The sequence below is a fragment of the Pseudomonas sp. BLCC-B112 genome (genome assembly GCF_028550695.1).
Classification (GTDB): domain Bacteria; phylum Pseudomonadota; class Gammaproteobacteria; order Pseudomonadales; family Pseudomonadaceae; genus Aquipseudomonas; species Aquipseudomonas danubii.
In genome coordinates this window covers 61,439-87,776 of record NZ_JAQQGK010000012.1, presented here as the reverse complement: position 1 = coordinate 87,776, position 26,338 = coordinate 61,439, and the positions used below count along the sequence as shown (strand labels likewise).

Sequence of the window (26,338 nt, the reverse complement as noted above, 5' to 3'; positions counted from 1 at the left end):
TGCGAGCATCCTAGCTCAGATCCCCGCTAGTTCGAACGCAAGTGGTTCAAGTGCCTTCATCTGAGCCAATGTCAATGGCGCAAAGTTGCGATCCAGCTGCAGCTCTGCGAACCGCTCCACGGTCAATCCGCCCTCCCGGAACAACTTGCCCCGAACAGGACCGATTGCCACGTCCTGAAACGCCGCAGGCTGCTGCTGAAGCCACTGGTAGTAGTCCAGGCTTGCACTGACCTGCTGGGGCCCGCCATCACCGACAGAGGCCCGGGTAGCATCCTTGGCGAAAACCGCACTGAGCTTGGTGATGAGCACAAAGGTCGTCCGGCAGTTCGGGTGGAACGGTGGCCGGGGCCCGGAGTCGACCGGAAACCGTCGCTTATCCATCGATCGGCAGGTCTGGCTAGTCTTGCTGTCCAGCGTGGCGACCATCTCAACCTCGGCCACGATGTCCGTGTTGGCCTTGGCCACCTCCATGCGCGCCTGGGACGACACATGCTGAATTGCGGTGTGAACTACAGTGCTGGCATTGCGGCTGGTTGTGGCCAGGATGCCGTCCTTGTAGCCGGCCGCCTTGGTACCGCGGATGTTGCGGATGATCTGAAAGTTCGTCTGCCCCTCGAAGAAGCCCTGCCGGATCGTGCCTGTGACGCGCTCGCGCTCGGCAGTGGTCCAGCCCTTGATGAAGGACTTAAGCAGCTTCCCGCCACCGGTGCCGCGCACGCTGAGCGGGTTTGTCAGGACTGCCGTGCGAACAGCGGCAACCGTGGGCGCCGCCACATCCAGCGATACGCCAACCGGCGCCGACCGGGCAAGGCTGGCGGCTTCGAACTCAGCCTCATAGTTGGCGATGTCCACCAGGTCGAGGTTCAGTTGAGTGCTGTAGCGGTCGAAGATGCCCAGCAGCAGGCTATCGACCTCCTTCAGCAGCGCTTCCAGGCGCTTGACGTTGTACTCGGTCAGGTCCGACCGGGTGAGCCGATCCCGGATCGAGCGATCAATCTCCTTGAGGAAGGGAGCAAACTTGCTCACCTCTCCCGCCTTCAGCTTCTCGAGAAAGACCGCGTGTCGAATCGTGGCATCAAGGATTGCTTGGTTTGCCGCCATTTAGTTCGTCCTCGTCGTCCAGGCCCAAGCCGTCGCCCTGTTCCTGCAGCTCGCCATCGATCTGCTGGTCCGTGCGTTCAGGAGCGATCAGCCCCAGCTTGCGCAAGTAGGCCCGCAGGTCAGCCTTCGCGAATCCGCCGTTCTGCCAGAGCCCGACGAGCGCGGTGATCATCTGCGGATCTGCTGTCAGCTCCACGAACTCTTGATTGACCTGGTAGGCGACCTTCTTGTCAGTGATGCCCATGTACGCGCAGCACCACATGAGCGCCCTGGTGTAGGCCTCGCTGACGTTGGCCACACACCCGGCAAGGACCGAAGTCGACGCAGACTGATCGCCGCGGGCCTCGGTTGCCGTCTTGGACGATAGAGACGCAACGACCATGCGAGCGCCCAGCTCGATCATCATCTGGTTCTTGTCGGCCATGGCCTCCTTGACCAGCGTGTTGGGCTGGGGCTGCGCGTACCCGAAGGAACCACCAGCAGGCAGCATCATCGGCGCCCTGGAGCCGACATAGACGCCGTTCTTCTCCATCCAGTCGCGCCACTGCTCATCCAAGCCGGAGATCCACGGCTGGGCCTGGCCGCACCAGAAGACGCTGTCTTCATAGTCGGCACTGTTTCGGTAGTGGCCCAGATTGATCATGGCGATGTCGTAGAGCGGCGACTCATCAATGCTCGGGTCGTTGTTCTGCGCGCCGACGAAAGTGAACGGGATCTCTTTGAGGCGCCCGGCTCCGCCTTCAGGCCTGAACTCTTCAACGATGGCCAGCGGACCGCCGCCTTTCGGGCCTGATCGACGCCAGACCCGACAGACGAAGCCATCAGACTCCAATGCCAGCTCTCGATACTGCTCAATCACCTTGAAGCCGAAGCCGTCTTCCTCCTCCGGCGCCTCTCGCAGCACCACCAGGGTCAACACACTGTGGCCATTCACCATCCCGGTGCGCCAGTTGATGATGTCTTCAGCGCAGTAGGACAGGATCACCGAGTGGCCACCGATGCCGTCGTCCTGGTGATAGTCGACATAGAGACCATGCCGACCAGCCTCCAGCACCTTCTCAAGCGTACCCTGGGAGTGCTGGTAGATGCTCACGCCGGAGCCGTTGGCGTTGTCCTGCAGGTACTCCAGCTTCTTCGATACCACCAGTGTCGGGTCTTTATGAAACGCCAGCCCCAGCAACCCGTTTCGGGTGTGCCCGGTGGCGTTCTTGAACACTGCACGCTCGCGGTAGGCACGGTTCCGGTCTTGGTTCTCCGGCGACTTGTCGTGTGCGTTGATGTACGGCAGCCGGTCGACAACCCTGTGCTGGCCGGCACACACATCACGCACTGTTGCCCATCGGCCCAGGGCCTCGATGTAGTCCGCCCGCTTGAAGGAGACGTCGTTGCTCATCGGGCGTATCCCATTTTGATAGCGGTGACCGGTTTGATGATCGGGTACTCGCGGTGGATGAAGTAACCGCCGCCATCGTTGGCGTGGTCGTTTCCTTGTGACTTGTCGGGCTCGCCATTGGGCGCCCATACCTGCTGCTCCAGGCCGTCGGCGTAGGTTGGGCAGGTAAACGGGTTCACCAGGTAACGCCTCTCGCCCTGGGCATTGCAGAACATGGCGTTCATGGCGTTGATCCGGTCCTTTACTGGCGGGTTGGCCGCAGGCGCGATGACCGAGAAGCCGGCCTGCTTGAGCATGGCGATGTCCGTCATGCTGGCGTTGACCGACTTGCGCGAGTCACCCGAAGCGTCCGGATAGATCCTGATCTCGCACGTCTTCTTGAAGTCGTTGCCGTCGTGCTGCCAGTAGCGCTCCTTGATGCGGCGGATCATGTCTGGCGTGTCGTAGCCATCGATTAGCTCATCGACTGCCCTGGGCAGCCCCTGGTCGCGCTTGACGTGGGTAATCGCTGCCATCTTGCCGACGTTGAAGTCCATCCCGATAAACAGAGGCTCGCCTGCTTGGACCGTGTCGAAGCACTGGTTCAGCTTCCGGTCGTAGGCGTGGTAGATCGATCCGGACGTCAGGTTGACGAACTGGCCGTTCAGGTAGGCCCTGATCAGTTGCTCGGGGTATGACTCCATCAGCGACGGGATGTAGTCGTCGGGCAGGTTCAGCTCGTTGTCGAAGGTGCTGGCCTGGACCAGGCCATACATCTCCTTGAGCGCCGGCTTGTCACGCAGTTGCTTCACGAACTGCTGGAAGACGAACTTGAAGCCCTCAGGCGTCGTGGTGACGTCTACCCCATTCTTCAGGCCCGGCAGGTTGTAGCGCATCCGGGCAATGATCTTGCGCCAGGCCTGCTGCGCCTTGATCGACGTCAGCACGTCCAACTCATCCACCAGGGCGTGGCCAATCTTGAAGCCGACGATGGTCTGCGGCTTCTCCATCGACCGGCAGATCACTGTGCCGCGGCATTGCCGGCCGCTGTAGATGTGAACCTCATGGTTCGCCTGGTTGATCTTGGTCTTCAGCCCCCAGTCGTAGGCAACCTCATCCATGGTCGGATAGAAGATGTCCCGGATCTGCGGATAGGTTGGCGCGAAGTAGCCAGCGTTGACGCCGGGCCATTCCATGAAGTGCTTGCTCAGCGCGGAGCAGCCTACCCAGGTCTTACCCGACCCGAAGCCGGCAACGAAGGCGCGGAACTTGTGGGGCAGCGTGAGGAACTGAGCCTGGGGAATGTTAAGGCTCGGCATTCGGTTTCCTCGCATCCACCACATCGACCTGGATGCGGGTCGGGATCTGCGGCTCGTCGTCCGGCTCTTCCTTGCGGGCCCGGTTGACGTACATATCGCCGCACTCCTTGGCGGCCTGCTCGTAAAGCTGGGCGGTCAATGCCAGGTTGCGCATGTTCTCGGCCTTCTCGGCCATCCGGGCCAGGCCGCGGAGGCGAAACGCGCGGTTGGCGATTGGGATATCCGCTGTCTCTTCGCGGAATCGCTTGCGGGTGTCGTGAAATAGGGTCACCCACTTCACGGCAAGCCCCTTCCCCGCGGCCTTGGTTGGATCGTGCGTTTCCACCTGCTGGCGGGTCACCACAAGCCCGTATTCATTCTTGACGGCTTCCACCACCTGGGACGGGGTGTCAAAGCACGCCAACGCCTGAACGATGAAGCTCTTCACCTCATTTTTCAGGGCTGCCATAAATTTTCATCCGTCTAGAGCCTGTCAAGAATCAGGCCGACTTGAGCAGACAGGTTCCGCAGGCCCTCGATATGTTCAATTTCCCCACCTCGGCAGGATTGTTTGCAGCGTCTACCAGGGCCTGAACATCAGGGCTCGCACCGTAGCGGCGGACCACACCGACGAACTCCTCGACGTCATGGCCGCGTAGCTTCAGTTTGGGCGCGCCTTCCTGGGTGAATGCTGGCTGACCGTACTTATCGTTCGCCTGAGCAATGTGGTAGAGCTCGTGTTCGATCAGGGCGCAGAAGTCCGCGTCGGAACACTCAGCGCAGTAGTCAGCAGCCAGAGTGATGATGAAGGCCGGGACATCGCCGAACCAATCACGCATCTGTTGCTCCATCCGGGCCTTCTGCCAACCTCCGGCGCGGAACGCGACCTGTTCAGCCTGGCCAAGGACTGTCCTCCCCTGCTTCTCGAAGCTCGACGATGCCCACATGACCCGGATGTCTGCATCCAGTAGGTGGGTATGGTCTTCGTTGTGGATGCTGCCGGTGTCGGCGAGGATCTCGGTTTGGATCCACTCCCACACTTCAGGGGCTGGAGCCAGACGAACACCGAAGTCGGAAAGATCAGACAGCTCAAGTATTGAAGATGGCGGGTATGGCCTATCCATGGATCACCCTGAGCTTGAAATAGTGGCTCGTTGCCTGTATCTGTGAGGACCGACTCTCAAAAGGCAATCACCATGGAACCGAGATTCAAAGTCCTAAGCGGTATCAGCCTTGAAGCCGGCGGTACTCGATACCGGATCTTCGACAGCAAAGATCAAGGCAACTCAAATAAGTACGGCATACATGAGAGCAAAGAAGAAGCCGATGCGATCTGCTCAAAACTAAATGCCAAAAGGTTTCAGGTAGTTCCACCGCAAGAGAAAAAGCTGGTCTCTGGCTTTGTTGTCGAAGATACCGACTTCGTGCCTGCGTTCGTAGGTATTAACTATCACATCGTCGACAGCAGAACCGGGGATTACACCGGAGACGACTTTGAGACTGAGCCCGAGGCAATTGCCAGAGCAGAAGAGCTGGAGCGCCTAAATCCGTAACCAGTCATTCCTGATCTATCAAAACCTCTATCAGCTTCTGCTCACCAAGACGCATAGCACCCAAGCACTGCAGGTCGTCGCATTTAGGCCCAAGGCCGAACACGGTGACCTTTCCCTTGGCTCCGATCAGTGTCAAGGCGCCCACGACGCACTCAGGATGTTCACCAGCATCTAGGTCATCAGCAATCTTTCGGAGCGTCTTTGCCGCGTCACGCCAATCCTCGCGCTTGAACTCCAGAACTTTGACTGTCATTGGCACACCATCTGGTGAGTTTGTGCGTGAGCGTGCCCGTGCAGCTCTGCGACGATCAGACCCTGCGGCAGGCCGGCAGCCTTGGCCGCGTCGATGGCCTTGGCGATCGCGCTATCCAGATCGGTCAGCGCCTTGTTGATGTCCTGGCTCAGCGGCAGCGCGTGGCGCAGCCGAGTAACATTACTCATCAGCTGAATGGATCGGCGGGCTTGGCGATCGAGCGAACGAACCACATGAAGCCTTGCTGCAGGCTGGTCTTGGCCAGGGCCAGCAGTCGCGGGTCCACGCCTTCAATCTGACCGATCTGCTTGAACAGCTCGCCGGCATCGGCCTCCAGGGCCTTGATCGAGTTCATCCCATCAATCTCGCTCTGGGTGAGATCGCGGTAGCCGGTGATCTTCTTGTGCTGGTTGTCCATGGAAGTTACCTCTCGTGATGTCCGCGCCACAAAATGGCGCATCCGTGATTTGTGGTGCGGGCGCTGGTAAGCTCGCGACTTATGCCGCCATCCAAGGAAAAGGAAATGATCTTCGACTGGCACGCAGGGCCGATTACCCGTAGCACACCGCTGGACAAGAACTATCGGAATACGCAAAAGGTGCGACAGTTCCTGGCTGGAGAGTGCGGTGACGCATTCAAATTCAATCGTGCCTTCATGGCATGGATCAAAAGCGGCGAGCCAGTGACGATGGGCGACGTAGCGGATGAGTGGGTACGCACCCGAGGCTGACCATGGGAAGGTCCATTTGAGGGCGTCATCAGCTAACGTGAACGACGCCGCTCAACCCCATCAGGCGCCTTGTCGCAGCGCAGACAGTGCTCGCAGTTCAGCGCCCGGCACAGCCAGACCTTCACCCGCTGCCAGTACGTGACCATGAAGACGTGCCGAACGCCCGCCAGGGCCAGGGAGGCGTACAAGGTCGCCTCCGCCACCGACTGGGACATGATCAGCCTGTCGTTGCGCATTAGGAGCGCGTAGCCGCTCAGCGCGATAGTCGCGTAGATCAACTTCCCCAGTACCCCGTCGCGAACCTTCCCGCTCAAGCAGCACCAGGTTGCCCATAGCGCAATCAGTCCAGCCGACCACGTTGCAACGTGTTCCAGGATCATGTGCCACCTCCCCCGAACTTCGAACGAATGAACGCCCAAAGGTCAGCAGCTTTAATTGCCCGGGTGATGGCAGCGATCAACGAGCCGCCGAAGGTGCCGAGCAAGAAACCGATACCGGCAACGCTACGAGGCTCGACCACTCCCAGGTAAGCGCTCACCAGTCCGGTCAGGTAATGGGCGCAGACAGCACCCGAGAAGATGAAGACGGCCCAGGCCTTTCGGTCCACCAGGTCGTCGCGGTGCCACCAGCTCGCGGCGAACGCACCAACCAGTCCCGCGGTAAACCAGGTATCCAGCCTGTCGAGCAGGCGGTACAGAAACTCCATGCGCTCGACTCCCTGGGCATGACTATAAAGGTCGGCGCTCACTAAATTCCCAGTTCAAAGCCTTGGGTGTGGAGAAGCCGAAAAACAAAAAACCCCGGCAAACGCCGAGGTTTAAATTTAGAAGCAGCTACGACTATACGAATTTACTTTTCCTTCGTAGGTCGTGGCCAAGAACGCTTGGCAACCTCTTTCTTAGTCTCCTCCCAAGACCGAAGCAAGTCTTGGAAATCGTCTTCAATGCCCCATCGGAGCCCAAAAGGTGGAAGACCGAAAGCCGCCCTCAGCTTAGAAGCCAAGAGGTAAACCTCATACCCAAAGTATCCGACGACTTCTGCTTTATGTGCATGCACTTCCGTAGGGTCCCAAGAAGCGTCGTAAATCGAGTAAAGATGTTCGCTCGCCAAAGCCTTTTCGGTCGCCAACCATGCCAAATCGCTACTGTATTCCGCACCTAACTGCTTCAACTCATCCTCAGCGATATCAAGATCTGGATACACACAGCGCGGCCAGTCTTGATAGTGGGTTTGCGGGTCCAACCCCGCAGTAACCTCGTTATAGTCCCTTACGCTTTGTCGCGACTGAATAACGTAAAGGTCAAGCTTGGCGATAACCCCTATCGCTGCAAACTTCGCGTCACGAGCCCGCTCCCGACTTTTGAATAACCAGTCCTTGAACCAGCCAATTACTGTAGCGACCACACCGCTTGCCAAGACAATCTTTAAGATGTCTCCCCAGCCGAGAACAGCAGTCGCAACTTCAACCGATTCCATCGATTAACACCCCATAAAAAAGCCCAGCACAGTGGCCAGGCTTCGAAACTCAGGAAGCCTGCCTGCTGTTATGCCAGTAAAGGTAGGCAAGACCAACTGGCGCAATGAAAATCGCAAACGACCAGCACATCGCCATCGTAAATCCTTTCACCATCAGCATCAGGACGGCATTAACGAAGAACACGTTTTCGCCCATCACGAAGCCCACGACGCTCTCATAGACGAAACGTGAGTATGGGTAAAGCAACGTGCAGACAATCGCCATGACAATCAGCCCAGGCTTGCCCATCAGGCCCGTCGGGCTATTGGCGGCGACCGACAAAATCAGAATCGCAAACAACGAGCCAAAAATAAGCTGGCGGATGTAGTAGCTGGGGGTAAGGCCGCCAAATGTCTTCAACAAAAACGACTGCATAAGATCCCTCTAAGACGCTGCTTCAGTAAGGCGCGCACGATAGCAGCATCACATGCAAGCTCAAAGAGACCAGCAGCCCTGAACGCGAAAAGCCCAGCGGATTAGGCCGGGCTTTCTCTGTGGTGTCGCGCTTGAAAAGCTAAACACGCTGCCATGAAAGCAGGTGTTTATCCGCGAGGAAAGAACTTTTTACGCAGCATCTCGGAATTGCTCCAACGCGCAATCAATCCAGGCTACGCCGGCCTTGATAACCTCCCTCGCCTTCGCCTCACTCATCCCGTTCTCACGACCGACCCGGAGTGCGGGCCACTTTGCGCCGTAGTACAGCCAGATAAATCCTCCCATCTGCTCGTCACGCTTGCTCAGCTTGCCAACAGCACCATCTACGGCCAGAGCCAAGTCGTCGGTGATCACGTACTGTTTCACGCCCCCCTCCGACGGCACATTGTCCCTCATCAGGGCATACAACGACGACGTGTAGCGCGGCACACCCATTCCATCCATTCGCCACCAGCCCCATTGTTCGAGCATGTACTCAGTGTCCCCCAGGGGCTTGTCGATATACGTTCGCTTCTTCATGCAGCCCTCCGCGGAGTCGGACCTTGATCAAAGCCGAACAGCTCTCGCAGTAGCTTGTTGGCTTGATTGTTCTTGGCGTTGCCCTCGGTGATCCAGTTCTTGGCGAACGCCTCAAAACCGATGTTCGCCCGGGTTCCGTGCCAATCGACCACGATATCCATCAATGCCGCTGAAGCGATCCGGCCATTATTTTGTTCCAGCAGCATCCGATTACCGACCTTCAGGAACTTACACTCGACTGAGCTCAGGCTCTTACGCGGTAGTGCCGCCGTTACATTGCTCATCGTTCAGCACTCCGAGACTGGTTTGAGGACTTGTACTTACTGACAAATCCACGACCCATCTCAACCTCCTCGTTCGATGGTCCGCGGTTACCGGTGAAGTTGACGAAACGGGCGAACTGACCCTGCTGCTGAACTAGGCAAGATCCTACCGGCGCATGTCTGCACTTAGGCATGATCAGTTCGGTAACACCGTTCTGACCCTCCTCCGAGTCGTTGTCGCGATGGACGAGGATGATGCAGTGGGCGTCCGCCTCGATTTGACCTGAGTCGCGAAGGTCGGAAGCGATGGGCTTCTTACCTGGGCGCTTCGTTGAGTCGCGGTTGAGTTGCGCCAGCAGGATCACAGGCACCTCCAGCTCCTTGGCGATGTTCACGATTCCGGTGGATATCTTGCCGAGCTCCGAGCTCCGATTGAACGACTTGCCCTCGGAGCCGATCAGGCCGATGTAATCGATCACGACCACGTCGAGACCTTGGGCGCGCTGCACCTGGCGGGCGATACTGCGGATGCGCGCCACGGTCAGTCCAGATTTGTCGCAAACGAACAGAGGCTTATCGAGGATTTTGCTCACGGCCGAAGTCAGTCGTGGCCAGTCATCATCCTGCAACTGACCGTCATCAAGTTTTCTCAGGTCGATGCCGCCAATTGAAGCGAGCGCACGGTTGCCCAGTTCTTCCTCCGGCATTTCCAACGAGAAAACCATACCGACGCCGGAGCCACTGCACGCGATGTGCTGGGCAATTTGCAGGCCGAGCGTGGTTTTACCACTCCCCGGAAGCCCGGCCACGATGGTGACTGTCTTTTTCCGTAGGCCGCGGATCAGCTTGTCCAGATCCACCAGCCCGGTCGACAAACCAGATTGCAGCGCGCCGTTGAACTTGGAGTCGATTATGTCGATGTTGCGCGTCACTACCTCATCCATGCGTTTGTAGTCCGGTTCACCGGTTTGCAGGTCTCGCAGATCCGCCATTGCCTGCTGGGCGTTGGCGATGATCTCGGCGACCGGTCGGTTCTCGGTTGCTAGCTCGCGCACTGCGTCAGCAGCCTCAACCAGGCGGCGCAGAACGGCGCGTTCTGTCACGACCTTGGCGTAGGCCTTCCAGTTAGCAGTGCTTGGTGTGTTACGCGCCAGCTCGCCCGCATAGGCCATGGTGCGGGTGCCGCTTGGTAAGTACTCGGAGAAGTCATGCAGCGTTACAGGGTCAACGGGACAGCCTGCCGCGTGACAGCCGATCATGGTCTGAAACAGCGCAGCATTCTCAGGGTCATGGAAGTCCGACACCTGCACTTGGGCGGTGATGGAGTCGAATAAGTCGGAGTCCAACAACATGGCGCCCAACAGAGCGTGCTCTGCCTCATCGCTAAACAGTTCTCGTGTCATACAGCACCTCGCGCTGATGCCCAGGTAAACCCGACTGCCTGGCCGCCAGCTTGGCGAAGGCGATCCAGCGCCCGATCTCCGATGTAACGAGCAAGATCTGCAGTAGCCAGATTCGACACCACCACCGTTGGCAAAACATACTGATAACGGCGATCGATAACCTCATGCAAAACGCCCAGTTCGTAAGCACTACCGCTTTGGGCTCCAAGCTCATCAATCACGAGCAAGTCGAAACCCGATAGCTCGCTGAGAACATCGCGATCTGAATACTCGGCACCTCGATCCATCGCCCCTTTGAAAACACGAATGATCTCAGCTGCCGTGGTAATCACAGCCTGGGCGCCATGCTCACGAATAACGGCCTGAACCAACGCACAAGCAAGATGGGTTTTTCCGTTGCCAACGTTTCCGGAAAGGACGAGCGATCGACCGGCGGCGTAGTTATCGGAAAACCGAGCAACGTAGTCCTTGCATGCATTGAGGGCCTTGGCCATACCAGCGTCCCCTGCAGCGGTCCTGTAACTGTCGAATGTGCACCCTTGGAACCGTGGTGCAATACCAGCCCCTACGAGTAACCTATTGAGGTCTTCAGCCTTCTTCCTACTGCTCGCCTGGGTATACGCCGCACTCGATTTTGGCGCTGTATGCAGGGCCTCCCAGTGACAGTGCTTGCACCCCCGAGCAAGCACAGAACCATCGAACTGCTCCGTCTCAGAACTATTCACCGAGCCATGGATCGGGCATTCGATATCAAAGAAACGAACTCGAGGCTGCCGACAAAAATTAGAAATTAGCTTGGCCATTCGGCACCTCCGGATACATGTCAGGGGTGTGGTTGGGCAGGTTGTTGAACGCGGATGGATTGCCGCCAGAGGCCGGCAACAGCTCATCAGTCCAGCGCTCACCGTTCAGCCAGGTCGAAGCGTTCGGAATGTAGCGACCTCGGTCCTTGATCCAATCCTCGGAAACACGCTGTTGACCAAGAGCGGTGATCAGGGTCTGACGTAGCTCTTCGCTCGGCTTCAACTTTGCCCAGGCTCTGGCGGCTTCCTGGCGGCCTTTCTTCTTCGGGTACAGCTTCCAGAACACTTCGAAGGCTTCAGCCAATTCTGCTTCCGATGCACGCAAGATTTTAGGTTCCTTGACTGGTTCATAAGAGTGACTGGTTCTGGGGGCAGCTCCTGCCCCACCCCCTGGGTTATCTCCTGCCCCAGGTGGGTTATCTCCTGCCCCGCCCCATAGGGCAGATGCTGCCCCACCATCAAGCGACAAGTGGAAGACGTTCGACTGGTTCAACTCGCCTTTCCGACGATACTCTCGGCGGAGAAGACCTGCTTTTTCCAGCTCGCGAATGTGCAGCTTCACGGTTGACCGACCGATCTCACACTGGTCGGCAATGTGCTGGTACGACGGCCAGCACTCGCCCTGATCGCTTGCGTTATCAGCCAGCTTGATCAGAACCAGCTTCCGCAGTGGATTGCCCACTTTGGTCTTCATGGCCTTGACCATTAACTCCATGCTCATAGCTCAAGCTCCCTGGTCACGCGACGGACGAAATCGTCGTAACCCTCTGCCATGATCAGGCCTTGGTCTTCCAACGCCTCACGGTACGCTTTGGCGCTGCCATACAGTACCCAGCGCTCTCGCTCTGGGAGGGATCTGAACGACGCGTAGCTAGGCCAGGGGCCAGCGATCACCGACACCGGACCTTTTTCTGCGGTTTGCGTTTGGAGACGAGTGTTCATTGCACGGTCTCCCCTGCCGGAAACCGATCAACTACGGGGCACAGAACCAACATCTCCAACTGCCGCTGCTGCACAGCTTGGCGGAGGATGTCAGCGTCCATACCGGTAACGCGGAGAGCCATGCAGGCGTGGGAGGCTTCGAACTTGGCGTCTTGTATGCAGTCCTCTGCACCCTCCTCCTCGCTCCACAGAATCTCTTGCACTAAGTCCGTGCCGATCCAGGCCTTGTAGGCCAACTGATCGTTGGTGAACTGGCCCATGTAGGCTTCGTCGATAACCGTCGCACCTGGCAAAACCGCCTTTGAGTCGAGCTCGCTACTCATGCGTAAGCCCTCCCGATCGCCGACTGATGAAGAGGGATAAAAGTGAACTCATCAAAGTCAGGCTCGTACTTGGCGTGCTCCAACATGGACGCAATGTGGCTGAGCGGCATAGTCGATCGATGCTGCTGAACAAACGCGACCAGAAAGGCTCGACCTGGAGAGGGTTGGTCAGCACATTGCTTCATCAGCAATTTGATTCGCTGGGTCTGTGCTGCAAACCTTAAAAAGCCCTCTTCCCCCTGCACCTCCGATGGAGGCTCAGCCAGAGTAAACATCTTCGTGACACGGCCAAGCAGGTCCCTACCGAAGGTTTCAAGAAGATCCCGTGCTACCTGCTGGTCTGTCAGTCCAAAACCGAAACCGTAGACACCACGACCATCAAACACCTCGACCAAATAAAACGGAGAACTCTTCAGTAGTTGGGATTGTGGGGCAGCTACCTCGGTAGCTTTTCCAGGCAAAGAATTCATTGGTATTTCTCCTGCTCAGCAGGCTCAAAGCGAGCTTCTCCAGCACGCATTGCCCGAAGCCCCAAGACTGCTGCTCTTGCAACAGACTCGATGAACCCAATTTCCAAGCAGGTGCAGCGCCCACTCATCCCCTGGATCGCGCACCAAATTGCATCGAAGGCCTCCGCCTCATCAAATGCTGCTAGTGCGGCTATCTCTGACTCAAAGAAGCGCATTCCCTTCTTCCAATCAGCGGCAACACCAGGGTTATTCCTGGGCCAATTGATCATGCGCCCCTGTCCATCACGCGATGTAAAGCTGAGATCGTCACGAGAACGAATTGATGGGAAATTCACTACCAGCAGTTGCTTAACTTGTTCACTGCGGATTACGTGTGCCATGATAAGAGCCTCTGTGAGATGTGTTGTCCTGGTTGCACAGGACGATTTAATGAGCCCGGTTCCCGCCGGGTTTGTTGCTTTCTGAGCCGGGCAAATCTCATCATCCACCCGTTTGAAAAAATGCAAGTCATGCCCTGACAGCCTGTTCCATGTGAGGAACTTCATGCTCGCTGATTGGCTGAATCAGTTGAGTATCAGCCCCGTTTAAGACTGCACTCGGCTTGCTCAAGCCGCCTTCACCGACTCCTCCAGTACCAGCAAGCTCTGCCGCACATGGCCGATTTCTTTCTGGATGCCAGCCTTCTCGATTTGCGTTACACGACCATCCGCCAGAGCGTCGTGGACAGCACGAGAGACATCACCTGACTCAGCAGCCAAGTGCACCAGCGCCTGAATCAAGCTGAGCCCTTCAGGCCTCTGCTGAGGAACAAGGACATAGCCCAGAGCACCTGCCAGAAGCTGCAGCGGCTCAGGGTTCTTGCTGTGCACCAAAATCTGTAGGAACTGCTCCAGATTCAGCCGGTGCGAGTCATCGTTCGGGTTACTGCGATTGAGCAACGCGGTGTGGCTCATACCCATCAAATGAGCCAACTGCTTTGGCCCCGCTTCCAGCACTGCCTCATGAATTGCGCGATGTACCTGTTCCATTCGGGAAACCTCTTCGTGGTTGTCGTGGCAGCGCTTTCGCTTGGTGAGCACAATGGGCTCACAACCGCAGGAAGACTTTTAATCAAGTTTAAAGATTGAGTTTCAGAGCTATTGCCGACCACTTCAGGCAGCTGACTGCTTGGCCTCAGCCAAGGAGTTCCGCAAATATGCCCAGTCAACATCAGGTCTAAGCTCCTCACAGGTCACCGCCCTCCCCGACTCGCGTTCAAGCTTGATAGCGAGAGCTGGGTTGGCTCGACGTACGTTGTAAGCAACCTGCTTGAGCTGGCCCACGCTGGTATCGCAACGCTTAGCCAAGGCATCCAGCGAAACGGCGTCCAGGGAGCGCATAAATTCGATTAGCGTCATGGTCATCCTCCTAAGGACTCAAAGATTACTCTTTGCTAATTCTCATAGCAATAGCAATTTATAATTTACTGTTTGCTAACGCAGGGACACTATTCGTCTATGGATATGAAAACTCTTCGGGTCGAAGCGCTGCGGCGCGTGATCGGCCCACTCAGCCAGAAAGACTTTGCCGATCAGCACGATCTGGACGCGTCCTATCTGTCCCAGATTCTCAATGGGCATCGGGGACTCGGAGAGAAAGCTGCGCTCAACCTCGAGCAGAAGATCGGCCTCGCCCCCGGTGTCCTCGTCAACCCAGGAGGCTATGGCTCGAACTTCATCGAGGGCGAGTTCACACGCCACGAAGTTCGAGACCAGCCATCCCCTGCTTACAAAGCCCTACAGCAGTCCGCCTCGCCCAGGGCGATAGCTGTGATCGAAAAGCTGGCCAGAGCCGCGGCCAAGGGAAAGCTCAATGAGTCCGACCTAGTACTGCTTGAAGGAATCGCTGGCCTGCTCGAGAAGGCCAACGCCGAAAAGCCTTAAGCCAGATGCAAAAAGCCCGGCGCTTAGCCGGGCTTATGGGGGTAGTCAACGCTTCAAACAGTGTTAAGGCGCTCGACCATATCAGGGAAACGCTGGACCAGCTTAATCAGCAATGCTGTCTGGGCATTCGACTGCTCCCAATTCTTCAGTGCGTCCGGACTGGTCCTGATCTACCTGGCGAACACTGGCTGCCCTCTCCATCTCGTACTGACGAAGAGTGCTTTTCCCCTTACGGTACTCACACATCTCGTTTACGCCTTGCATCAGCTCAGCAAACAGATCGCGCTTTTTCATTTCCCACCTCGCTTTTCAGCTCTACTGGATGAGGAGAAACGAAAAAGCCCAGCGGGCGGGCTGGGCTTCTACTGGTTACTCAAAAATTAGGCATCTGGCTTTTTGTTCCTGCCAGAACCTTCGCTGGGCAGTGAGCATTTGATTTTTGCTGCATGCTCAACCACCTCACGCTGAGAGGCGCTTGCCTTGTGAAGCACCTCCCTGAAAACCTCACGCTTGGTTTCATAGGAGGCGTTACTGAAGAAATCCGCCAACAGGCTGGAGTCTTCGGAGTCAGTTTTACGCATGACGATCAGCCTCAGTCAGTAGCTCAACGAGCTGCTGGTAATCATAGGTCTCGGGTATTAGGGCGTCAATCTGCTCCACTGTTACCCCTTCCTCATAGAACTCCTCGGAGCAATCCGTGTTTTTTACAAGCAAATCTATATGCAGATCCTGCCCATAGGACCGCCTCAGTTCAACAATATTCCTTCGCACCGCCAAGTACTGTTGAGCAAATTTTTCCATGGGAATATTTCTTCCCTCGGTTATTTCTCGTGCCTTCACAAACTCCCAGGCGAGTTCTGGACGCTGATAGACGTACATGATCTGGGCAGCCCTATTCCCCTTCAGAACCCTATCAATATTTCGCTTAGCGACATCAAGGTTCGACATCGTCCCATCAAGGATGAACGAAACACGCTTTTCAAAAGCCCTGTCCAAGACCTTTTCGAGGATCTTTGTCACAGCTCGCTGGAAAAGATAAGAGTTTCCGCCTGAGTACCCCGGAATAAGCTCCCGGAAATCGTCAGGATCAATTCGGAGTACTCGACGCCCCCCAACCTCCTGGCGCCCCTTCTCCAGAGCCTCCACCATTGCCTTGGAAACCTCTGTTTTCCCTGCTCCAGGTGAGCCCGCCATAAAGACAGTGAGCGGAGCACGCTCAGGGATAAAAACATCGGTATCGACAATTTTCTTTGCGAGAGGACGACGGTGCGCAATGGCGAACTGAAAAGCCGCTTCTTCTGACTCTATTTCTTCAGGGGTCATTGGGAACTCGAAATCCGTTTTCCAAAAACTAACATTTAGCCCTGCCCTAAACCACACAGCGTTGGGACAAAGCAAAGAGCCCGGCACTTAGGCCATGCTCTCTTCCCTACTACGTTACTCCAGCAAGTCCGCTTCCCTGCTCTGCCACATGGCCTGCAGCTTGGTCAGCCCCTTGCCGGTGATCAGCGTCGAACACGTTGGGACGGTGCCCTGAGTCGGATGATCGAAGGTACCCAGCTTCACATCGAGCAACCCGGCCTCGATCTTCGCTTGGTACGGCTCATTCGTCCTGGTCACCCAGCCCTTCTGCCGCATGAACTGCAGCAATCGAGTGCGGCCAGTGCCAATGATCTTCGCGGCCTGGGCAGCGTTGTACGTCTTGTGTGACACCACAACCATGTCGTGGAAGGCCACCTTCGGCGCGTCCTGCTCCACCTTCACTTCCAGCAGATGGTTCTCTTTGGTCAGCTCGGTGTTGTCAGCCTCGAGCGCGACAACCTTCGTCACGTTTTCAGTGAGCAGCGCCAGGAGGGTTCGAGGATCGCTGAGTGCCGCGGCGTAGTCGAAGGTTGGCTTGGCTACCTGCTCCTCCAACTCCTGCCAGCGGTCGACTAAGCGGGCCGTGAACTCAGGGCAGAGCTGGGCGACGATGATGTAGGTATCACGCTTACAGATTTGGTAGACCTGAGTAGCACGCAGCCGCCCAATAGAGTCTGCTGCCTGTTCATCCGCCATTGGCGGTTGGACAACCACCCCTCGAGAAACAAGGCGATCAATGGAGCGTTTCACGTCATCGTGACGAGAGCCAACTAGGTCTGCGATCTCGCGAGAAGACATGGCGGCGGGTGGTGCACTTTGTTGAATCTGAAAATGCGGAACGACGGCAATCTGACCATATTGACTGGAGGTAGTATTCATCGCGATTTCTCCAGGCCTGCTTGGACAGAATCAATCGCAGCCTTAGCAGACTCCACTGCGCTATAGAGTAACCATGCCTGACTAGGAGAAATCACCAGTGTTTCCATGCCAGCCTCATTCAGTACTGCGTTCACGCTATAGAGTATGCATGACGCCTGATTCAGAGCATCCACAACTGGAATGCCTGGACGTACAGCGAACAAGTCCTGGCGTTCAACATTGCAGCGAGTGAATGACGCCTCGCTGGTCACTGGTGCCTTGCAAGCGTCAGCATTGAGTTTTTCGGTTTCTTCGGTATGCTTATCCATGACGATTTCTTCCTCGAAGTTGATCTCGTTTCCTGAAGTCCTGACGACTCTCACCTCGTCGGGACTTCTTCGTTTCAGGCTATTGCCTGCTTGCTTTGAATTTCCCGCCACTTGAAACCCTCCTCAATCAAAAGTCCAAGCTCTGCGTTCAGGCTTCGACGATGAGCTACCGCAACCTCTCTTACCTTTGTCTTAAGCTGTTCATCAATTCTCAAGCTGAACGGGGCAACCTTGTGCACATCTTTCATTTCTTGCTCCTTACCGTTTGTGGACTCATATTAACTCACAACAAAAAAGAGTCAAGTTGACTCATTGAGTCTTTTTGATTCATTTCGCATACTGCCCTTAATACAAAATTCAGGTCTGTCATGAACGATCGACACGCGATATCACCCTATCCCATACGCATGCCGAGCGAGCTCCGTCAGCGACTGGATGAGAGCGCCAGACAAGGCTCTCGCTCGTTGCACTCTGAGATTATTTCCCGCCTGGAAGAAAGCTTCTCATCACACCACACCGAACCAATGGGTATGGGTGAGCTCGTTGACACATTGATTGAAATGGGTCGGCAAAAAGGGCTTTCTGTTGAGGTGAGCATCAGCCAAGACGGCGAGATTAATGACGACACCTCCCCCCCTCCAATGCGGATGACGACCAGCATCAACAAAGATGCACTCATGGGGCCTCATGAGACTCATCTAATGAAGGATGGGAGCCAAGCCAATGAGAAAATCGGCGAAGCACTGAGGCGAGCATTCCAAGCACTTGGAGAGCTTGATCAAATGGTTGGATTTACTGCTGGCCCAAAGGGCCCCAAGCCTCGGAAGCGCTATCCAAAGGAATAACTCCATTCCTATCAGATACTCTCAAAGTCCCTGTGTGCACTAGATGCCCCCCTCATTGTCATACGCTGCCCCACCCACTCTTGGACCTCAGCCAAAACAAATCCAACAGGCGAGCCGCGAGTATTGGCGTTACTTAGAGGAACAGGCCGTGGGAATGTTGGATCGGCTTTCAAGCGCTTGTAAATCGTTGAACGCGCTAGGCCTGTAATCTTCTCGACCTCAGGCATACGAATGATGATGTTGGCTGGTTCTAATAGAACTTGATCTTTCAATTCGGACATATCTGTTTCCTGCCATTGATTGGGACTGGAAACAGAATGAGGCTCAAGGGCTGCTGTCAGACAGACCTGACATACTGACATGACACTATGTCAGCTTGTTGGTTAGGTTTTAGGAAGATCATCTGGCTTGATGGCCGCGGCTAACTCGGCAAGCTTTCTAGCGTTCTCTCCAGTACGAGCAGCCAGGAATGTTGCTACCGTCTTTTGAATGCCATAGGGGGCCGGCTTGGATCTATCATGATCCGCCCAATGAGCCAGAGCAGCATCACGCATGGCTTCCAGCTGCTTAGTGGCATAGGGGAAGGTCAAGCCTTTGCCATCGCCCTTCTCTGTTACTGTTGAACCAACCATGCCTTGTGTAGCCAGTGCTACAGCCAACTCGCGTCGACACTCATCAAGCTCAGCTTCAGCTTGTTCAGCTCTCGTTTCCGCCTCAAGACGAGCCTGTATTTCTTCCCTAAGATCACTGTTAAGAAACCCTTGAAGCTCAACTACTCGCTCGAGCTCCTCAGTAGCATTTAATAAATCGGCTTGCTCAACTTCCTTCGCTTTACGAAAAGGCCAGTCTAGTGAATTTATCTTACACCATGACCTGACATCATCATGTGAGACCTCCCATAGGTAGGCTTTTTCGGGAGTATCGTCGACCTTACCAACAAGCTCTCCATGTTTTACAGAATCAATGAATAACGCCATGTACCGATCGTATTCAAGGTCATCTGACTCATCAAGAGGACCATTATATGCTGGGTCTATCCCACATAGAATTCTTACCACCTCTGCAGCAGAAAACATTCGCCTACCCATATAGGGTTTGTACCAACGAGGCACAGCGTCTCCTATTCCGCACCAACTCTCGGGCAGGGCAAAACCCAGTTTTTTTAGTTTCGGAATAATATCCCCTTCTTTAAGAAAGAGATTATTGTAATCAGAATGGAATATCATCTGCAAACTTATCCGTTAACCCAGATTTTATAGGCACATTAAAATTATTATTTCCGCTAGCCTCGACCAATACCGCATCGGCCAACTGGAATAGATCCTTAGCAGAAAACGCTTCCATTTTATATGTGGTAATCCGGTGTTCTGCAATGACAGAGGCAATAGCTAGGGCAGCCTCACTATAGCTACAGTCATTAGACTCTGAAACACCAACTATCAAATCCTTTAATGAGATATATCCTGCTTTCTTACCAGCCAAATAATTCTTTACTACACTCATCCACCCCCCATATCCGTCTAAACGGATCAGACTGACGAGCGATTGCTAAGCCCGTCCATTTCCATGCGCACAGAGCTGGAGCTGTCTACCCAACCAGCAATAGCACTAAGTCTATCGCCAGTTAGCAAAAGGTAATAGTCAAAAGCTGCGCGCCCCAAAAACACAATCAGGATGCTGCGTTGAGCTGGGCACGTTAGGTTGATAGAGTCGCGAAAAAGATCTGCGAAGGCAGGACGCCATCATGAGTAAAAAGGATATGACCCGCAGGGCACTGCTGACTCTCGCTGTATTGGCAATCACGCCCCCAACGCTTGCGAGGGGTGGTCGCGGAGGTGGCGGTCGCGGAGGACGTGGGGGCCGAGGTGGTCGAGGCGCCGGCGGAATTGTACTTTTACTGATCTTCGGCGCCGGAGTTGCTATTTATTCCTTCTTCAAGGGGGGGTCTGAAACTCGAGATCGTAAAAAACGTGAGGCCGCGCAAGCTCCACTTCCTACCAAACCAACGGCATCAGAATGGGTTCAACTCGGACTCTGCCCGCTTTGTGGAAGTAGCGTCGTTGAAAGGACTGCTAGGAAGGGACGCTACGCCGGTAGGAAATTCTATGGATGCTCTACATACCCTCGATGCAAGGGGATAAGGGCGTCCCTTCACCATCGCCAATGTAGCCTGGAGGGCGAGGGATCGAAGAAGGCCGAAATTAGCGAGCTGGGTGGCTACGCCAACGTCAACCACTCATCGGAATAGCCCTATTCGGCTTTGGATGGCACTACACTCCCCTTAACGAATAACGTTAAGCGTTAATAATGATCATTAGCTTTGGCTGCGGCGAGACAGAAAGTCTCTACAAGACAGGGTCCTCCCGGAGATGGGTGGGAATCCTTTCGGTCGCACAAAGAAAGCTGACCATGCTCGATGCAGCAACAAGCATTCAGGATCTGAAATCGCCGCCTGGCAATCGGCTGGAAGCGCTACAAGGGAACCGACAGGGTCAACACAGCATCCGAATTAATGACCAGTTCAGAATTTGCTTCATCTGGGGTGCGTATGGGCCAGAAAGCGTTGCGATTGTAGACTACCACTGAGGTGAAATCGTGTTTATTAATGGTATGCGCCCTGTACATCCGGGCGAAATTCTCAGGGAAGAATATCTCCATCCCATGGACCTTTCTCCAGCAGCTCTTGCGAAGCTGTTGAATGTATCTGCGCCTACAGTCAATGACATTGTACGTGGCCGTCGCAATATCAGTGCAGACGTAGCTCTACGCTTAGCTGCTTGTTTTGATACGAGCCCACAGTTCTGGGCGAATCTTCAGTCCGCCTATGACCTGCGAAAAGCAGAAATTGACCATGGTGCTGAAATTGCTCAGCAGGTTCAACGTGCACCTGAATGTGCCTAAATCGGTGACAGAAGAAGCTTGAGAAAGCCCGGCTATAGGACCGGGCTTTTTTATGCGGCCTGAAAACTATCTCCCCGTACCCATTGCTAATGGTGTTACAAACGTCCGGAATGATACGGTCGTTCTCCTCGCCCCGCCCTGCAGAGATGAGAGCATGGCCGCACTCGAAAAGCGTCATCCCCGTGAGTCGTTCACCAAAAAGCTGATCCGGATCTGCCAGAGGCTTGATGAGCACTCCATCCGCACCATCACGCATAAAGACATCTATAGCGAATTTACTTGCGAGACAGAAATCAAATCGATCTGGGCCGTTGGGTCCTACGCCCGCGGCGCGATGAAGTGCGGAGATTTGGATCTGGTAATAGGGTTGCGAAGCGAAGGTGCCTTGCCCTCAACCCGGGTGTGGGCTAGAGCCTTCTTTGGCTCCCCTTCGCTTGTGCGCTACTACCCTGGCAATCCGGACGAGAACGCATCAGGCGTAGCCTTCCCAGAAGAGGTTCTGATCTGGTCAGGCCCAGGATGCGATTGGAAAACAGCGATCGATGCAATCACGCCAGATCTCCATGCCGGCAGAACTGCTCGCGAAACGGACGCTATCCCGCTGCGGGATGAACAACTACGGACCTACTATGATGAGTATCACGACGCGGTCGATATGCAGCGTAACGGACTTTGGGAGTGGGAGTTTGTAGAGATCGGGAAGCAGATGCTTGCCCCACTTCCAAGCGACGCCGCTGCAGAGGATGAAGCGTATTTCAAACGCTGCGCTCCGATGATGGGGCGCAAGTCTCAGGATCTGATCCCGGCGATTATCAAACTGATGAGAGAACAGGAGCCAGCCGGGTCATGGTCCTCTGCAGATAGCTACCATTCGAAGTTTAGATGCGGTAGCTCTGAGGTACATCTAGGCCGCCCAGCCCTCCCCATCGACTTCTTCGACTATTCGCCGTGGGTCCGCCAGCTGATCTTGATCCCTCATATCAGCGCCAGAGGACCAAATGGAGCCTGGATTATTCGCCGCGGCCCAGAACACCCAGACCGCAAAGCACTCGTTGGGAAATACGCCTACTACCTCATGAGCTCAGGACATCCAAACACCATCACCTATTGTGATCACTCCAAGCACTGGGCGCCCACAGCAATAGAACTGCTCGAGGCCCATAAGGAGGCACAGCACCTCGCTGCTCAGTTCACTGATGAGGATGACTCTGAAGAACCAGAGATAGGTAAGGTCGAAGGACTCGAGCTGCTCTCCCTGTTCGGGCTTGTCGACATAGTAGAGGTTGGAGGCGAACAGCTAGCTATGACATACGCCGGATCTTCCTACCTGGAGACAGACATTATCTCCCTTGAGGAGCTGGTTGCCGCTCTCCCCTCAACCTAGAGTAAAAAGCCCGCTCAGTGGCGGTGGATCGAATTCAGGCCAGGGGGTAAGAGACTTTAAATATGGGCAATTAGCTGCTGCCGATATCCACTCTCATCTATCAGGACCGGGTACCTGCCTTCATCGATCAGTGAACGTAGCTGTTGTGAATGGCTGGATTGCCTAAATGCAACCTGACATTCGGCGGCATCAAAAAAACGCCTCAGATGCGGCAGAACTAATGTGAGTAGCTCTGCCTCAATTTTCAATGAGGCGGTAACGATATCAAGCTGATCGGTTAGCTCTCGATACAGATCGATGACCAGGAAGCTTTTATTCTCAGCGGATGGATAAATGTGCACGTCGCCAGCGCCAACGGGTGTGTCGTCGAAATAGGTGTCGTAGAGCTCGGTGATATTGAGGGTGACCCCCATAGCCTTAAAGGCCGCTGCCAGATTAGGATTGGGTATGCACTCGTCCTCTAACCATGTGACAAAGTCAGACATGGAGACGCATAGGTCGAGTTCGTTGGCGCGGATGGTGGTGGGCACTGGAAATAGGTTTAGGCAATTAAGGTCGGTAATCGTAACACCGTGAAGGGAGCCTTACAGATATAAGAAGCCCGGCATGGGGCCGGGCTAATCAGGTTGCAGCAGCTAAGCAATCAGAGAGGTTGAGTGGCGTCACACCTAATAATTCTAGTCGAAGCGAGTTCCGAAAAGGCCGCCATCTGGAGTATCTGAAAGCTCAGTTTCAAGAACATATTCCGCAAAGCTGACGCCCCCCTCGCGCTCTGCCCGAACGATCTCATCTGAGTTGAGGAGCGCTATGTATTGGATGCCTGTTCGTGCGGAAAAGTCGGCGGCTATCTGGAGGGCTCGCGCGAACTGTCGACCGTCGACAGGTTCGAAAAGATGACTGTCGTGAATGATAAAGCCTGGGCCTTCACCGCGACTTTGGGCCAGTGTTGCTAAGGTGAGATCGAAACAGAAAATCTCCATGCTCATCACGCCGGCGCTGCCGTCGGCAGGGGTCTGTGGTAGGAAACGCAAACCGTTCTCGGTAGCGGAAATGGCCAGCTGACCCGGCGTCTCGTACAGGCGCTCAGAGATTTCTGAGAATGTCCGGCTTGCCATATCTACTATTGCAGATCGCTCGCGGCGGTCCTGGCGTAACGCGCGAACAGCCTCCTCTACCTCGCGCTCAAGCTGCTCGGCGCGCTCTTCGAGCTTGCGAGCTTCCTGTAGACGACCCTCCAACTGCTTGAGTTCTGATTCGCGCCCGGAGAGCTCATCGCGGAGCCGAAGTAATTCGTCAGCAGGGCCGCTCGCACGCAGTGATCGTGTGATATCACGTCGCCGTGCTTCTATCTGCTCGCGCAAAGGCTTGCGGTTGGCAATTCGCTGCTGCGCCGCTGCGATTTCGCTTTGCAGGTGGGACTGCCGGTTCTCGACTAACTGTTCGTGGAAGCGTTGCACCTCTTCATACCGACCAGTCACCAAATCAGGAAAGATTATTCTCGCCTCGTCGAAAAGCCGTGCAATATCTGGCGATTCTGTAAATACCTCCGCCTTCAAGGTGCGAAAGTTTACATCGATCGCTTCCAAATCAATCACATCACCGTCAGACAGCTCACGAAAATGCTGATTAAGAGTTGCTAACTCGAACTCTAGCTCGCGAAAAGCAGGGAGGACGTTGAAGGCTTCGATGCGCTCGGCCAAACGATCGCGGCCTAACTTCACCGAGGCGATTTGTGCCTCGATTTGCGCCTCAAGGTCAGCGCGCTTGCTCCCTTCCGCCGCAGTTTTGTCCAGTGCGGCTAACGCTTTTTGTGTCTCTTTAGTTTGCTTGAGTGCCGCCTTTGCCTGGTGCAGGCAGCGCACCAACTCCGCATCAAGGCCAAAAAGGTGTGCGAGTGAGGTTTCGGATGATGCAACGGGCTGATTTCGGAAGGTTCTGGAAGGACTATCGAGACCACCGTCACGTCTGCGTCGGGCGAAATAGCTAATGAGTTGGCGGTATGTGACATCGCCATTGCCGCGCTTCTCCTGAAGAGCGAACCATTCCTCGCCGAGCTGTTTGCACCACTGCGTGTTTTGAATACGGTATTCACCGAACTGCGCAGATCGGAGAAATACCTGCTTGGCGTTGGCGACGCTGCGTGTCGCCTCCAACCGCTCAGATCCAACATCAAGGTTAAGAGTAAAGTTCCACTCGGCTAGAGTGGGGGCGGTAAGCGCGCCCTCGGGCTTACCGCCGAGGAGGAAGTGAATCAGATCAATGATGCTCGATTTGCCGGCGCCGTTGCGACTCCTTCGCTCGCTGCCAATTCTCCTATCCTGCTCATCGCCATCGGCGCGTGTCGCAAGAATGATGTTGAGGCCTGGTTTGAAGTTTAGCGCTTTGAAGCTCGCATAGTCTGCTTTCAGATTGTGCAGCATCATTAGCCTCCCACGCGACGACTAATCAGGCCATTGTCGTCGAGGGACACAAGCTTCATCAGGAATAGGAGATCAATCGCTAGAATGAAAAAAGCGTAGGAAACTGGGCTGTCCTCTTGCTGCTTACGAAACTCATCCCACGCACCCGAGACGGTACGCGGGGAGCCCAAGCGGTCAAAAACTTTACCCGCCAGCGTGAGTAGCGCACGATTTGGACTAATATTTTTCGTCGGAAGAATCACCGCGTAACACTCACAACTGGAATCTCAAATATCTGACACGTAACGAAAAACCGGGTCACGATTGCCAAAGCCGCTGTGTCGCGCTCCGCCTCGCCCGTGCCGCCTCCTGCGAAAATCACCATTTCCCTGAATATATGGTCGGGCTCAAGGCCGGTTATAGCGCATTCAGTGTAACGCGCTTTGAAGCCTTGGGCCATGCGTTCCGGCTCCTCTGGGTCGGGCTGTTCACGCAGGTATTCTTCAACCTTTGCAACGCCGGTCTGTCCGATCGAAAGGAAATGGCGCGTCGAGCTGGACAATGCATTAAACGTCACTTTGGTCGCAAGATCAGCGGAGAGTGGTACTGGTTCGTTCGGATCCGTGGCGATTGCGCGTCGAATCAGAGACAGGGCGCGGCCAAGGTTCGCATAGGTGATTCTTACCATGTCGGTGGCACGCGGTGCGCGGCCATATAACCGTATTCGCTCCTCGGCCGATACGCTTTTGATCAAATCCAAAATGTCCGACCGAGTAATCGCACCGGCCGGAACTTCAAGCTCTTCGGCAAGCTGCTCGATCTTCCGCACCAATTCTGAGGGCAGCTTGTCGCGATACAGATTTACCACAAACTTCCATTCGCCAAGCTGGCTCCCCCAATGTGCTTTCGCCCCTCGGAAATCTTCATCGATCTTTTTCAATGCCTCATCGACGCTGGCTTGGCCATATCGGGGGCCATAACATTGGTAGACAGTACCTGTAGAGCTCCGAAACCCGTCGCATTTTAGGTCGCCGCGACGTCCCATTGGAATGGTCGGCGTGAAGTCGTCTTTCCAGAGTGACTTCGCGATCGACTGAAACCGCGTTTCAAATGCATCGCCCTCTAGATCCTTGAAGTCCGATTCAGCGCTCAGACGCTGCCATTCCCAATCAAAGTCGTCCATTCTCATCTCTTCTGGAGCGCTCCTTCTGACCACTTGTTTTCGCCGTTTGGAGCCCTGTCGCGATTAAGCAGTTCTTTGGCCTCGTCTTCCTGGCCGACCTCAGAGAACCGCATCAGGAACTTCACTAGGTCGACGCCTTACCACTTGAGCGGCGCCTCCGTCTTTCAGGTAGTG

The 26,338-nt window shown here is 55.3% G+C and carries 43 protein-coding genes and 1 pseudogene; 8 read left to right on the top strand and 36 right to left on the bottom strand.

Annotated elements, in window-relative coordinates:
• Positions 1-15 precede the first annotated feature (15 nt).
• The 5 genes from PQT43_RS27185 to PQT43_RS27165 are packed head-to-tail and all read right to left on the bottom strand — an operon-like array spanning position 16 to position 4,895.
• Positions 16-1,101, bottom strand: coding sequence for a minor capsid protein (locus tag PQT43_RS27185; protein WP_267268529.1), 1,086 nt, complete (start codon positions 1,099-1,101; stop codon positions 16-18).
• Positions 1,076-2,494, bottom strand: a complete 1,419-nt coding sequence (locus PQT43_RS27180; RefSeq protein ID WP_267268530.1) for a DUF4055 domain-containing protein — start codon at positions 2,492-2,494, stop codon at positions 1,076-1,078. Before PQT43_RS27180 ends, PQT43_RS27185 begins: the two co-directional genes overlap by 26 nt.
• The gene (locus tag PQT43_RS27175) at positions 2,491-3,792 is read right to left on the bottom strand and encodes a terminase large subunit domain-containing protein (RefSeq protein ID WP_159892771.1); all 1,302 of its coding nucleotides are present in this window, start codon (positions 3,790-3,792) and stop codon (positions 2,491-2,493) included. Before PQT43_RS27175 ends, PQT43_RS27180 begins: the two co-directional genes overlap by 4 nt.
• Positions 3,779-4,240 carry a DUF2280 domain-containing protein gene (locus PQT43_RS27170; RefSeq protein WP_272755115.1) on the bottom strand — a complete coding sequence of 154 codons (462 nt, stop codon included), beginning with the start codon at positions 4,238-4,240 and terminating at the stop codon, positions 3,779-3,781. The genes PQT43_RS27175 and PQT43_RS27170 overlap by 14 nt, the downstream gene beginning before the upstream one ends.
• 31 nt (positions 4,241-4,271) lie before the next feature.
• The gene (locus PQT43_RS27165; protein ID WP_272755114.1) at positions 4,272-4,895 is read right to left on the bottom strand and encodes a putative metallopeptidase; all 624 of its coding nucleotides are present in this window, start codon (positions 4,893-4,895) and stop codon (positions 4,272-4,274) included.
• Positions 4,896-4,967: 72 nt separating this feature from the next.
• Here PQT43_RS27165 and PQT43_RS27160 point away from each other — a divergent pair, with 72 nt between their 5' ends.
• Positions 4,968-5,324, top strand: coding sequence for a hypothetical protein (locus PQT43_RS27160; RefSeq protein WP_272755113.1), 357 nt, complete (start codon positions 4,968-4,970; stop codon positions 5,322-5,324).
• Positions 5,325-5,328: 4 nt separating this feature from the next.
• Here the strand turns inward: PQT43_RS27160 and PQT43_RS27155 are convergent, their stop codons facing one another.
• The 3 genes from PQT43_RS27155 to PQT43_RS27145 are packed head-to-tail and all read right to left on the bottom strand — an operon-like array spanning position 5,329 to position 5,995.
• On the bottom strand, positions 5,329-5,577 hold the full coding sequence (locus PQT43_RS27155; protein WP_272755112.1) for a hypothetical protein: 249 nt from the start codon (positions 5,575-5,577) through the stop codon (positions 5,329-5,331).
• The gene (locus PQT43_RS27150) at positions 5,574-5,765 is read right to left on the bottom strand and encodes a hypothetical protein (RefSeq protein WP_272755111.1); all 192 of its coding nucleotides are present in this window, start codon (positions 5,763-5,765) and stop codon (positions 5,574-5,576) included. Before PQT43_RS27150 ends, PQT43_RS27155 begins: the two co-directional genes overlap by 4 nt.
• On the bottom strand, positions 5,765-5,995 hold the full coding sequence (locus PQT43_RS27145) for an Acb2/Tad1 domain-containing protein (protein WP_272755110.1): 231 nt from the start codon (positions 5,993-5,995) through the stop codon (positions 5,765-5,767). Before PQT43_RS27145 ends, PQT43_RS27150 begins: the two co-directional genes overlap by 1 nt.
• Before the next feature lie 105 nt (positions 5,996-6,100).
• On the opposite strand from PQT43_RS27145, the gene PQT43_RS27140 reads away from it, so the two are divergent.
• The gene (locus PQT43_RS27140; RefSeq protein WP_272755109.1) at positions 6,101-6,307 is read left to right on the top strand and encodes a DUF6434 domain-containing protein; all 207 of its coding nucleotides are present in this window, start codon (positions 6,101-6,103) and stop codon (positions 6,305-6,307) included.
• Between the two features lie 32 nt (positions 6,308-6,339).
• Here the strand turns inward: PQT43_RS27140 and PQT43_RS27135 are convergent, their stop codons facing one another.
• The 15 genes from PQT43_RS27135 to PQT43_RS27065 form a co-directional block, all read right to left on the bottom strand.
• Positions 6,340-6,687: a hypothetical protein gene (locus PQT43_RS27135; RefSeq protein ID WP_272755108.1), complete on the bottom strand. Its 348-nt coding sequence runs from the start codon at positions 6,685-6,687 to the stop codon at positions 6,340-6,342.
• Positions 6,684-7,013, bottom strand: coding sequence for a hypothetical protein (locus PQT43_RS27130; protein ID WP_022639557.1), 330 nt, complete (start codon positions 7,011-7,013; stop codon positions 6,684-6,686). Before PQT43_RS27130 ends, PQT43_RS27135 begins: the two co-directional genes overlap by 4 nt.
• 143 nt (positions 7,014-7,156) lie before the next feature.
• Positions 7,157-7,783 (bottom strand): hypothetical protein, encoded by a 627-nt coding sequence (locus PQT43_RS27125; RefSeq protein WP_272755107.1) that lies wholly within the window; start codon positions 7,781-7,783, stop codon positions 7,157-7,159.
• Between the two features lie 49 nt (positions 7,784-7,832).
• On the bottom strand, positions 7,833-8,198 hold the full coding sequence (locus tag PQT43_RS27120) for a hypothetical protein (protein WP_272755106.1): 366 nt from the start codon (positions 8,196-8,198) through the stop codon (positions 7,833-7,835).
• A gap of 189 nt (positions 8,199-8,387) precedes the next feature.
• Positions 8,388-8,777: an antiterminator Q family protein gene (locus PQT43_RS27115; RefSeq protein ID WP_272755104.1), complete on the bottom strand. Its 390-nt coding sequence runs from the start codon at positions 8,775-8,777 to the stop codon at positions 8,388-8,390.
• On the bottom strand, positions 8,774-9,061 hold the full coding sequence (locus tag PQT43_RS27110; protein ID WP_272755102.1) for a hypothetical protein: 288 nt from the start codon (positions 9,059-9,061) through the stop codon (positions 8,774-8,776). The genes PQT43_RS27115 and PQT43_RS27110 overlap by 4 nt, the downstream gene beginning before the upstream one ends.
• Positions 9,058-10,443 (bottom strand): replicative DNA helicase, encoded by a 1,386-nt coding sequence (locus PQT43_RS27105; protein WP_272755101.1) that lies wholly within the window; start codon positions 10,441-10,443, stop codon positions 9,058-9,060. Before PQT43_RS27105 ends, PQT43_RS27110 begins: the two co-directional genes overlap by 4 nt.
• Positions 10,440-10,937, bottom strand: a complete 498-nt coding sequence (locus PQT43_RS31230) for an ATP-binding protein (protein ID WP_320110047.1) — start codon at positions 10,935-10,937, stop codon at positions 10,440-10,442. Before PQT43_RS31230 ends, PQT43_RS27105 begins: the two co-directional genes overlap by 4 nt.
• Before the next feature lie 289 nt (positions 10,938-11,226).
• Complete coding sequence (locus PQT43_RS27095; protein ID WP_272755099.1) at positions 11,227-11,967, bottom strand: helix-turn-helix domain-containing protein; 741 nt, start codon at positions 11,965-11,967, stop codon at positions 11,227-11,229.
• A complete protein-coding gene (locus PQT43_RS27090) occupies positions 11,964-12,188 on the bottom strand; it encodes a hypothetical protein (RefSeq protein ID WP_272755098.1) in 225 nt (74 codons plus the stop codon). The genes PQT43_RS27095 and PQT43_RS27090 overlap by 4 nt, the downstream gene beginning before the upstream one ends.
• Entirely contained in the window at positions 12,185-12,511 is a 327-nt protein-coding gene (locus PQT43_RS27085) for a hypothetical protein (protein ID WP_272755097.1), read from the bottom strand. The genes PQT43_RS27090 and PQT43_RS27085 overlap by 4 nt, the downstream gene beginning before the upstream one ends.
• A complete protein-coding gene (locus PQT43_RS27080) occupies positions 12,508-12,981 on the bottom strand; it encodes a hypothetical protein (RefSeq protein WP_272755096.1) in 474 nt (157 codons plus the stop codon). Before PQT43_RS27080 ends, PQT43_RS27085 begins: the two co-directional genes overlap by 4 nt.
• Complete coding sequence (locus tag PQT43_RS27075) at positions 12,978-13,526, bottom strand: hypothetical protein (RefSeq protein ID WP_272755095.1); 549 nt, start codon at positions 13,524-13,526, stop codon at positions 12,978-12,980. Before PQT43_RS27075 ends, PQT43_RS27080 begins: the two co-directional genes overlap by 4 nt.
• Before the next feature lie 60 nt (positions 13,527-13,586).
• Entirely contained in the window at positions 13,587-14,009 is a 423-nt protein-coding gene (locus tag PQT43_RS27070; protein ID WP_272755094.1) for a phage regulatory CII family protein, read from the bottom strand.
• A gap of 123 nt (positions 14,010-14,132) precedes the next feature.
• Positions 14,133-14,378: a transcriptional regulator gene (locus PQT43_RS27065; protein ID WP_016704879.1), complete on the bottom strand. Its 246-nt coding sequence runs from the start codon at positions 14,376-14,378 to the stop codon at positions 14,133-14,135.
• A 99-nt stretch (positions 14,379-14,477) separates the two neighbouring features.
• On the opposite strand from PQT43_RS27065, the gene PQT43_RS27060 reads away from it, so the two are divergent.
• Positions 14,478-14,903 carry a hypothetical protein gene (locus tag PQT43_RS27060; protein WP_272755093.1) on the top strand — a complete coding sequence of 142 codons (426 nt, stop codon included), beginning with the start codon at positions 14,478-14,480 and terminating at the stop codon, positions 14,901-14,903.
• Positions 14,904-14,956: 53 nt separating this feature from the next.
• Here the strand turns inward: PQT43_RS27060 and PQT43_RS27055 are convergent.
• From PQT43_RS27055 to PQT43_RS27030, 6 genes and pseudogenes are all read right to left on the bottom strand, one after another.
• Positions 14,957-15,197, bottom strand: a pseudogene (locus PQT43_RS27055) (transcriptional regulator).
• A gap of 86 nt (positions 15,198-15,283) precedes the next feature.
• The gene (locus PQT43_RS27050) at positions 15,284-15,484 is read right to left on the bottom strand and encodes a hypothetical protein (protein WP_272755092.1); all 201 of its coding nucleotides are present in this window, start codon (positions 15,482-15,484) and stop codon (positions 15,284-15,286) included.
• Positions 15,477-16,226, bottom strand: coding sequence for a zeta toxin family protein (locus PQT43_RS27045; RefSeq protein ID WP_272755091.1), 750 nt, complete (start codon positions 16,224-16,226; stop codon positions 15,477-15,479). The genes PQT43_RS27050 and PQT43_RS27045 overlap by 8 nt, the downstream gene beginning before the upstream one ends.
• Before the next feature lie 114 nt (positions 16,227-16,340).
• Positions 16,341-17,144, bottom strand: coding sequence for a phage antirepressor KilAC domain-containing protein (locus PQT43_RS27040; protein WP_272755090.1), 804 nt, complete (start codon positions 17,142-17,144; stop codon positions 16,341-16,343).
• Complete coding sequence (locus PQT43_RS27035; RefSeq protein ID WP_272755089.1) at positions 17,141-17,452, bottom strand: DUF3077 domain-containing protein; 312 nt, start codon at positions 17,450-17,452, stop codon at positions 17,141-17,143. The genes PQT43_RS27040 and PQT43_RS27035 overlap by 4 nt, the downstream gene beginning before the upstream one ends.
• Before the next feature lie 74 nt (positions 17,453-17,526).
• On the bottom strand, positions 17,527-17,700 hold the full coding sequence (locus PQT43_RS27030; RefSeq protein WP_272755088.1) for an Arc family DNA-binding protein: 174 nt from the start codon (positions 17,698-17,700) through the stop codon (positions 17,527-17,529).
• Between the two features lie 120 nt (positions 17,701-17,820).
• On the opposite strand from PQT43_RS27030, the gene PQT43_RS27025 reads away from it, so the two are divergent.
• Positions 17,821-18,297 (top strand): Arc family DNA-binding protein, encoded by a 477-nt coding sequence (locus PQT43_RS27025; RefSeq protein ID WP_336314632.1) that lies wholly within the window; start codon positions 17,821-17,823, stop codon positions 18,295-18,297.
• 11 nt (positions 18,298-18,308) lie between these two features.
• Here the strand turns inward: PQT43_RS27025 and PQT43_RS27020 are convergent, their stop codons facing one another.
• The 3 genes from PQT43_RS27020 to PQT43_RS27010 all read right to left on the bottom strand — a co-directional run bounded on the left by PQT43_RS27020 (position 18,309) and on the right by PQT43_RS27010 (position 19,800).
• Positions 18,309-18,578 carry a helix-turn-helix transcriptional regulator gene (locus PQT43_RS27020; RefSeq protein WP_272755087.1) on the bottom strand — a complete coding sequence of 90 codons (270 nt, stop codon included), beginning with the start codon at positions 18,576-18,578 and terminating at the stop codon, positions 18,309-18,311.
• Positions 18,579-18,680: 102 nt separating this feature from the next.
• The gene (locus PQT43_RS27015) at positions 18,681-19,523 is read right to left on the bottom strand and encodes a hypothetical protein (protein ID WP_272755086.1); all 843 of its coding nucleotides are present in this window, start codon (positions 19,521-19,523) and stop codon (positions 18,681-18,683) included.
• Positions 19,507-19,800: a hypothetical protein gene (locus PQT43_RS27010; RefSeq protein ID WP_272755084.1), complete on the bottom strand. Its 294-nt coding sequence runs from the start codon at positions 19,798-19,800 to the stop codon at positions 19,507-19,509. Before PQT43_RS27010 ends, PQT43_RS27015 begins: the two co-directional genes overlap by 17 nt.
• Positions 19,801-20,041: 241 nt before the next feature.
• Between PQT43_RS27010 and PQT43_RS31560 the strand changes: the two genes are divergently transcribed.
• The 4 genes from PQT43_RS31560 (at position 20,042) to PQT43_RS26995 (ending at position 22,582) form a co-directional block, all read left to right on the top strand.
• On the top strand, positions 20,042-20,545 hold the full coding sequence (locus tag PQT43_RS31560) for a topoisomerase DNA-binding C4 zinc finger domain-containing protein (RefSeq protein WP_442962478.1): 504 nt from the start codon (positions 20,042-20,044) through the stop codon (positions 20,543-20,545).
• Between the two features lie 59 nt (positions 20,546-20,604).
• Positions 20,605-20,883: a type II toxin-antitoxin system RelE/ParE family toxin gene (locus PQT43_RS27005; protein WP_272755083.1), complete on the top strand. Its 279-nt coding sequence runs from the start codon at positions 20,605-20,607 to the stop codon at positions 20,881-20,883.
• A 24-nt stretch (positions 20,884-20,907) separates the two neighbouring features.
• Positions 20,908-21,198: a HigA family addiction module antitoxin gene (locus PQT43_RS27000; RefSeq protein ID WP_413787145.1), complete on the top strand. Its 291-nt coding sequence runs from the start codon at positions 20,908-20,910 to the stop codon at positions 21,196-21,198.
• 154 nt (positions 21,199-21,352) lie between these two features.
• Positions 21,353-22,582 (top strand): hypothetical protein, encoded by a 1,230-nt coding sequence (locus PQT43_RS26995; protein ID WP_272755082.1) that lies wholly within the window; start codon positions 21,353-21,355, stop codon positions 22,580-22,582.
• Positions 22,583-22,638: 56 nt separating this feature from the next.
• Here the strand turns inward: PQT43_RS26995 and PQT43_RS26990 are convergent, their stop codons facing one another.
• The 4 genes from PQT43_RS26990 to PQT43_RS26980 all read right to left on the bottom strand — a co-directional run bounded on the left by PQT43_RS26990 (position 22,639) and on the right by PQT43_RS26980 (position 26,164).
• On the bottom strand, positions 22,639-23,067 hold the full coding sequence (locus PQT43_RS26990) for a hypothetical protein (RefSeq protein WP_272755081.1): 429 nt from the start codon (positions 23,065-23,067) through the stop codon (positions 22,639-22,641).
• Positions 23,068-23,259: 192 nt separating this feature from the next.
• A complete protein-coding gene (locus PQT43_RS26985; RefSeq protein WP_272755079.1) occupies positions 23,260-25,005 on the bottom strand; it encodes a DUF2326 domain-containing protein in 1,746 nt (581 codons plus the stop codon).
• Positions 25,005-25,244, bottom strand: coding sequence for an ABC-three component system middle component 6 (locus tag PQT43_RS31555; RefSeq protein WP_442962477.1), 240 nt, complete (start codon positions 25,242-25,244; stop codon positions 25,005-25,007). Before PQT43_RS31555 ends, PQT43_RS26985 begins: the two co-directional genes overlap by 1 nt.
• Positions 25,241-26,164: an ABC-three component system protein gene (locus PQT43_RS26980; protein ID WP_272755078.1), complete on the bottom strand. Its 924-nt coding sequence runs from the start codon at positions 26,162-26,164 to the stop codon at positions 25,241-25,243. Before PQT43_RS26980 ends, PQT43_RS31555 begins: the two co-directional genes overlap by 4 nt.
• Positions 26,165-26,338: the final 174 nt, after the last annotated feature.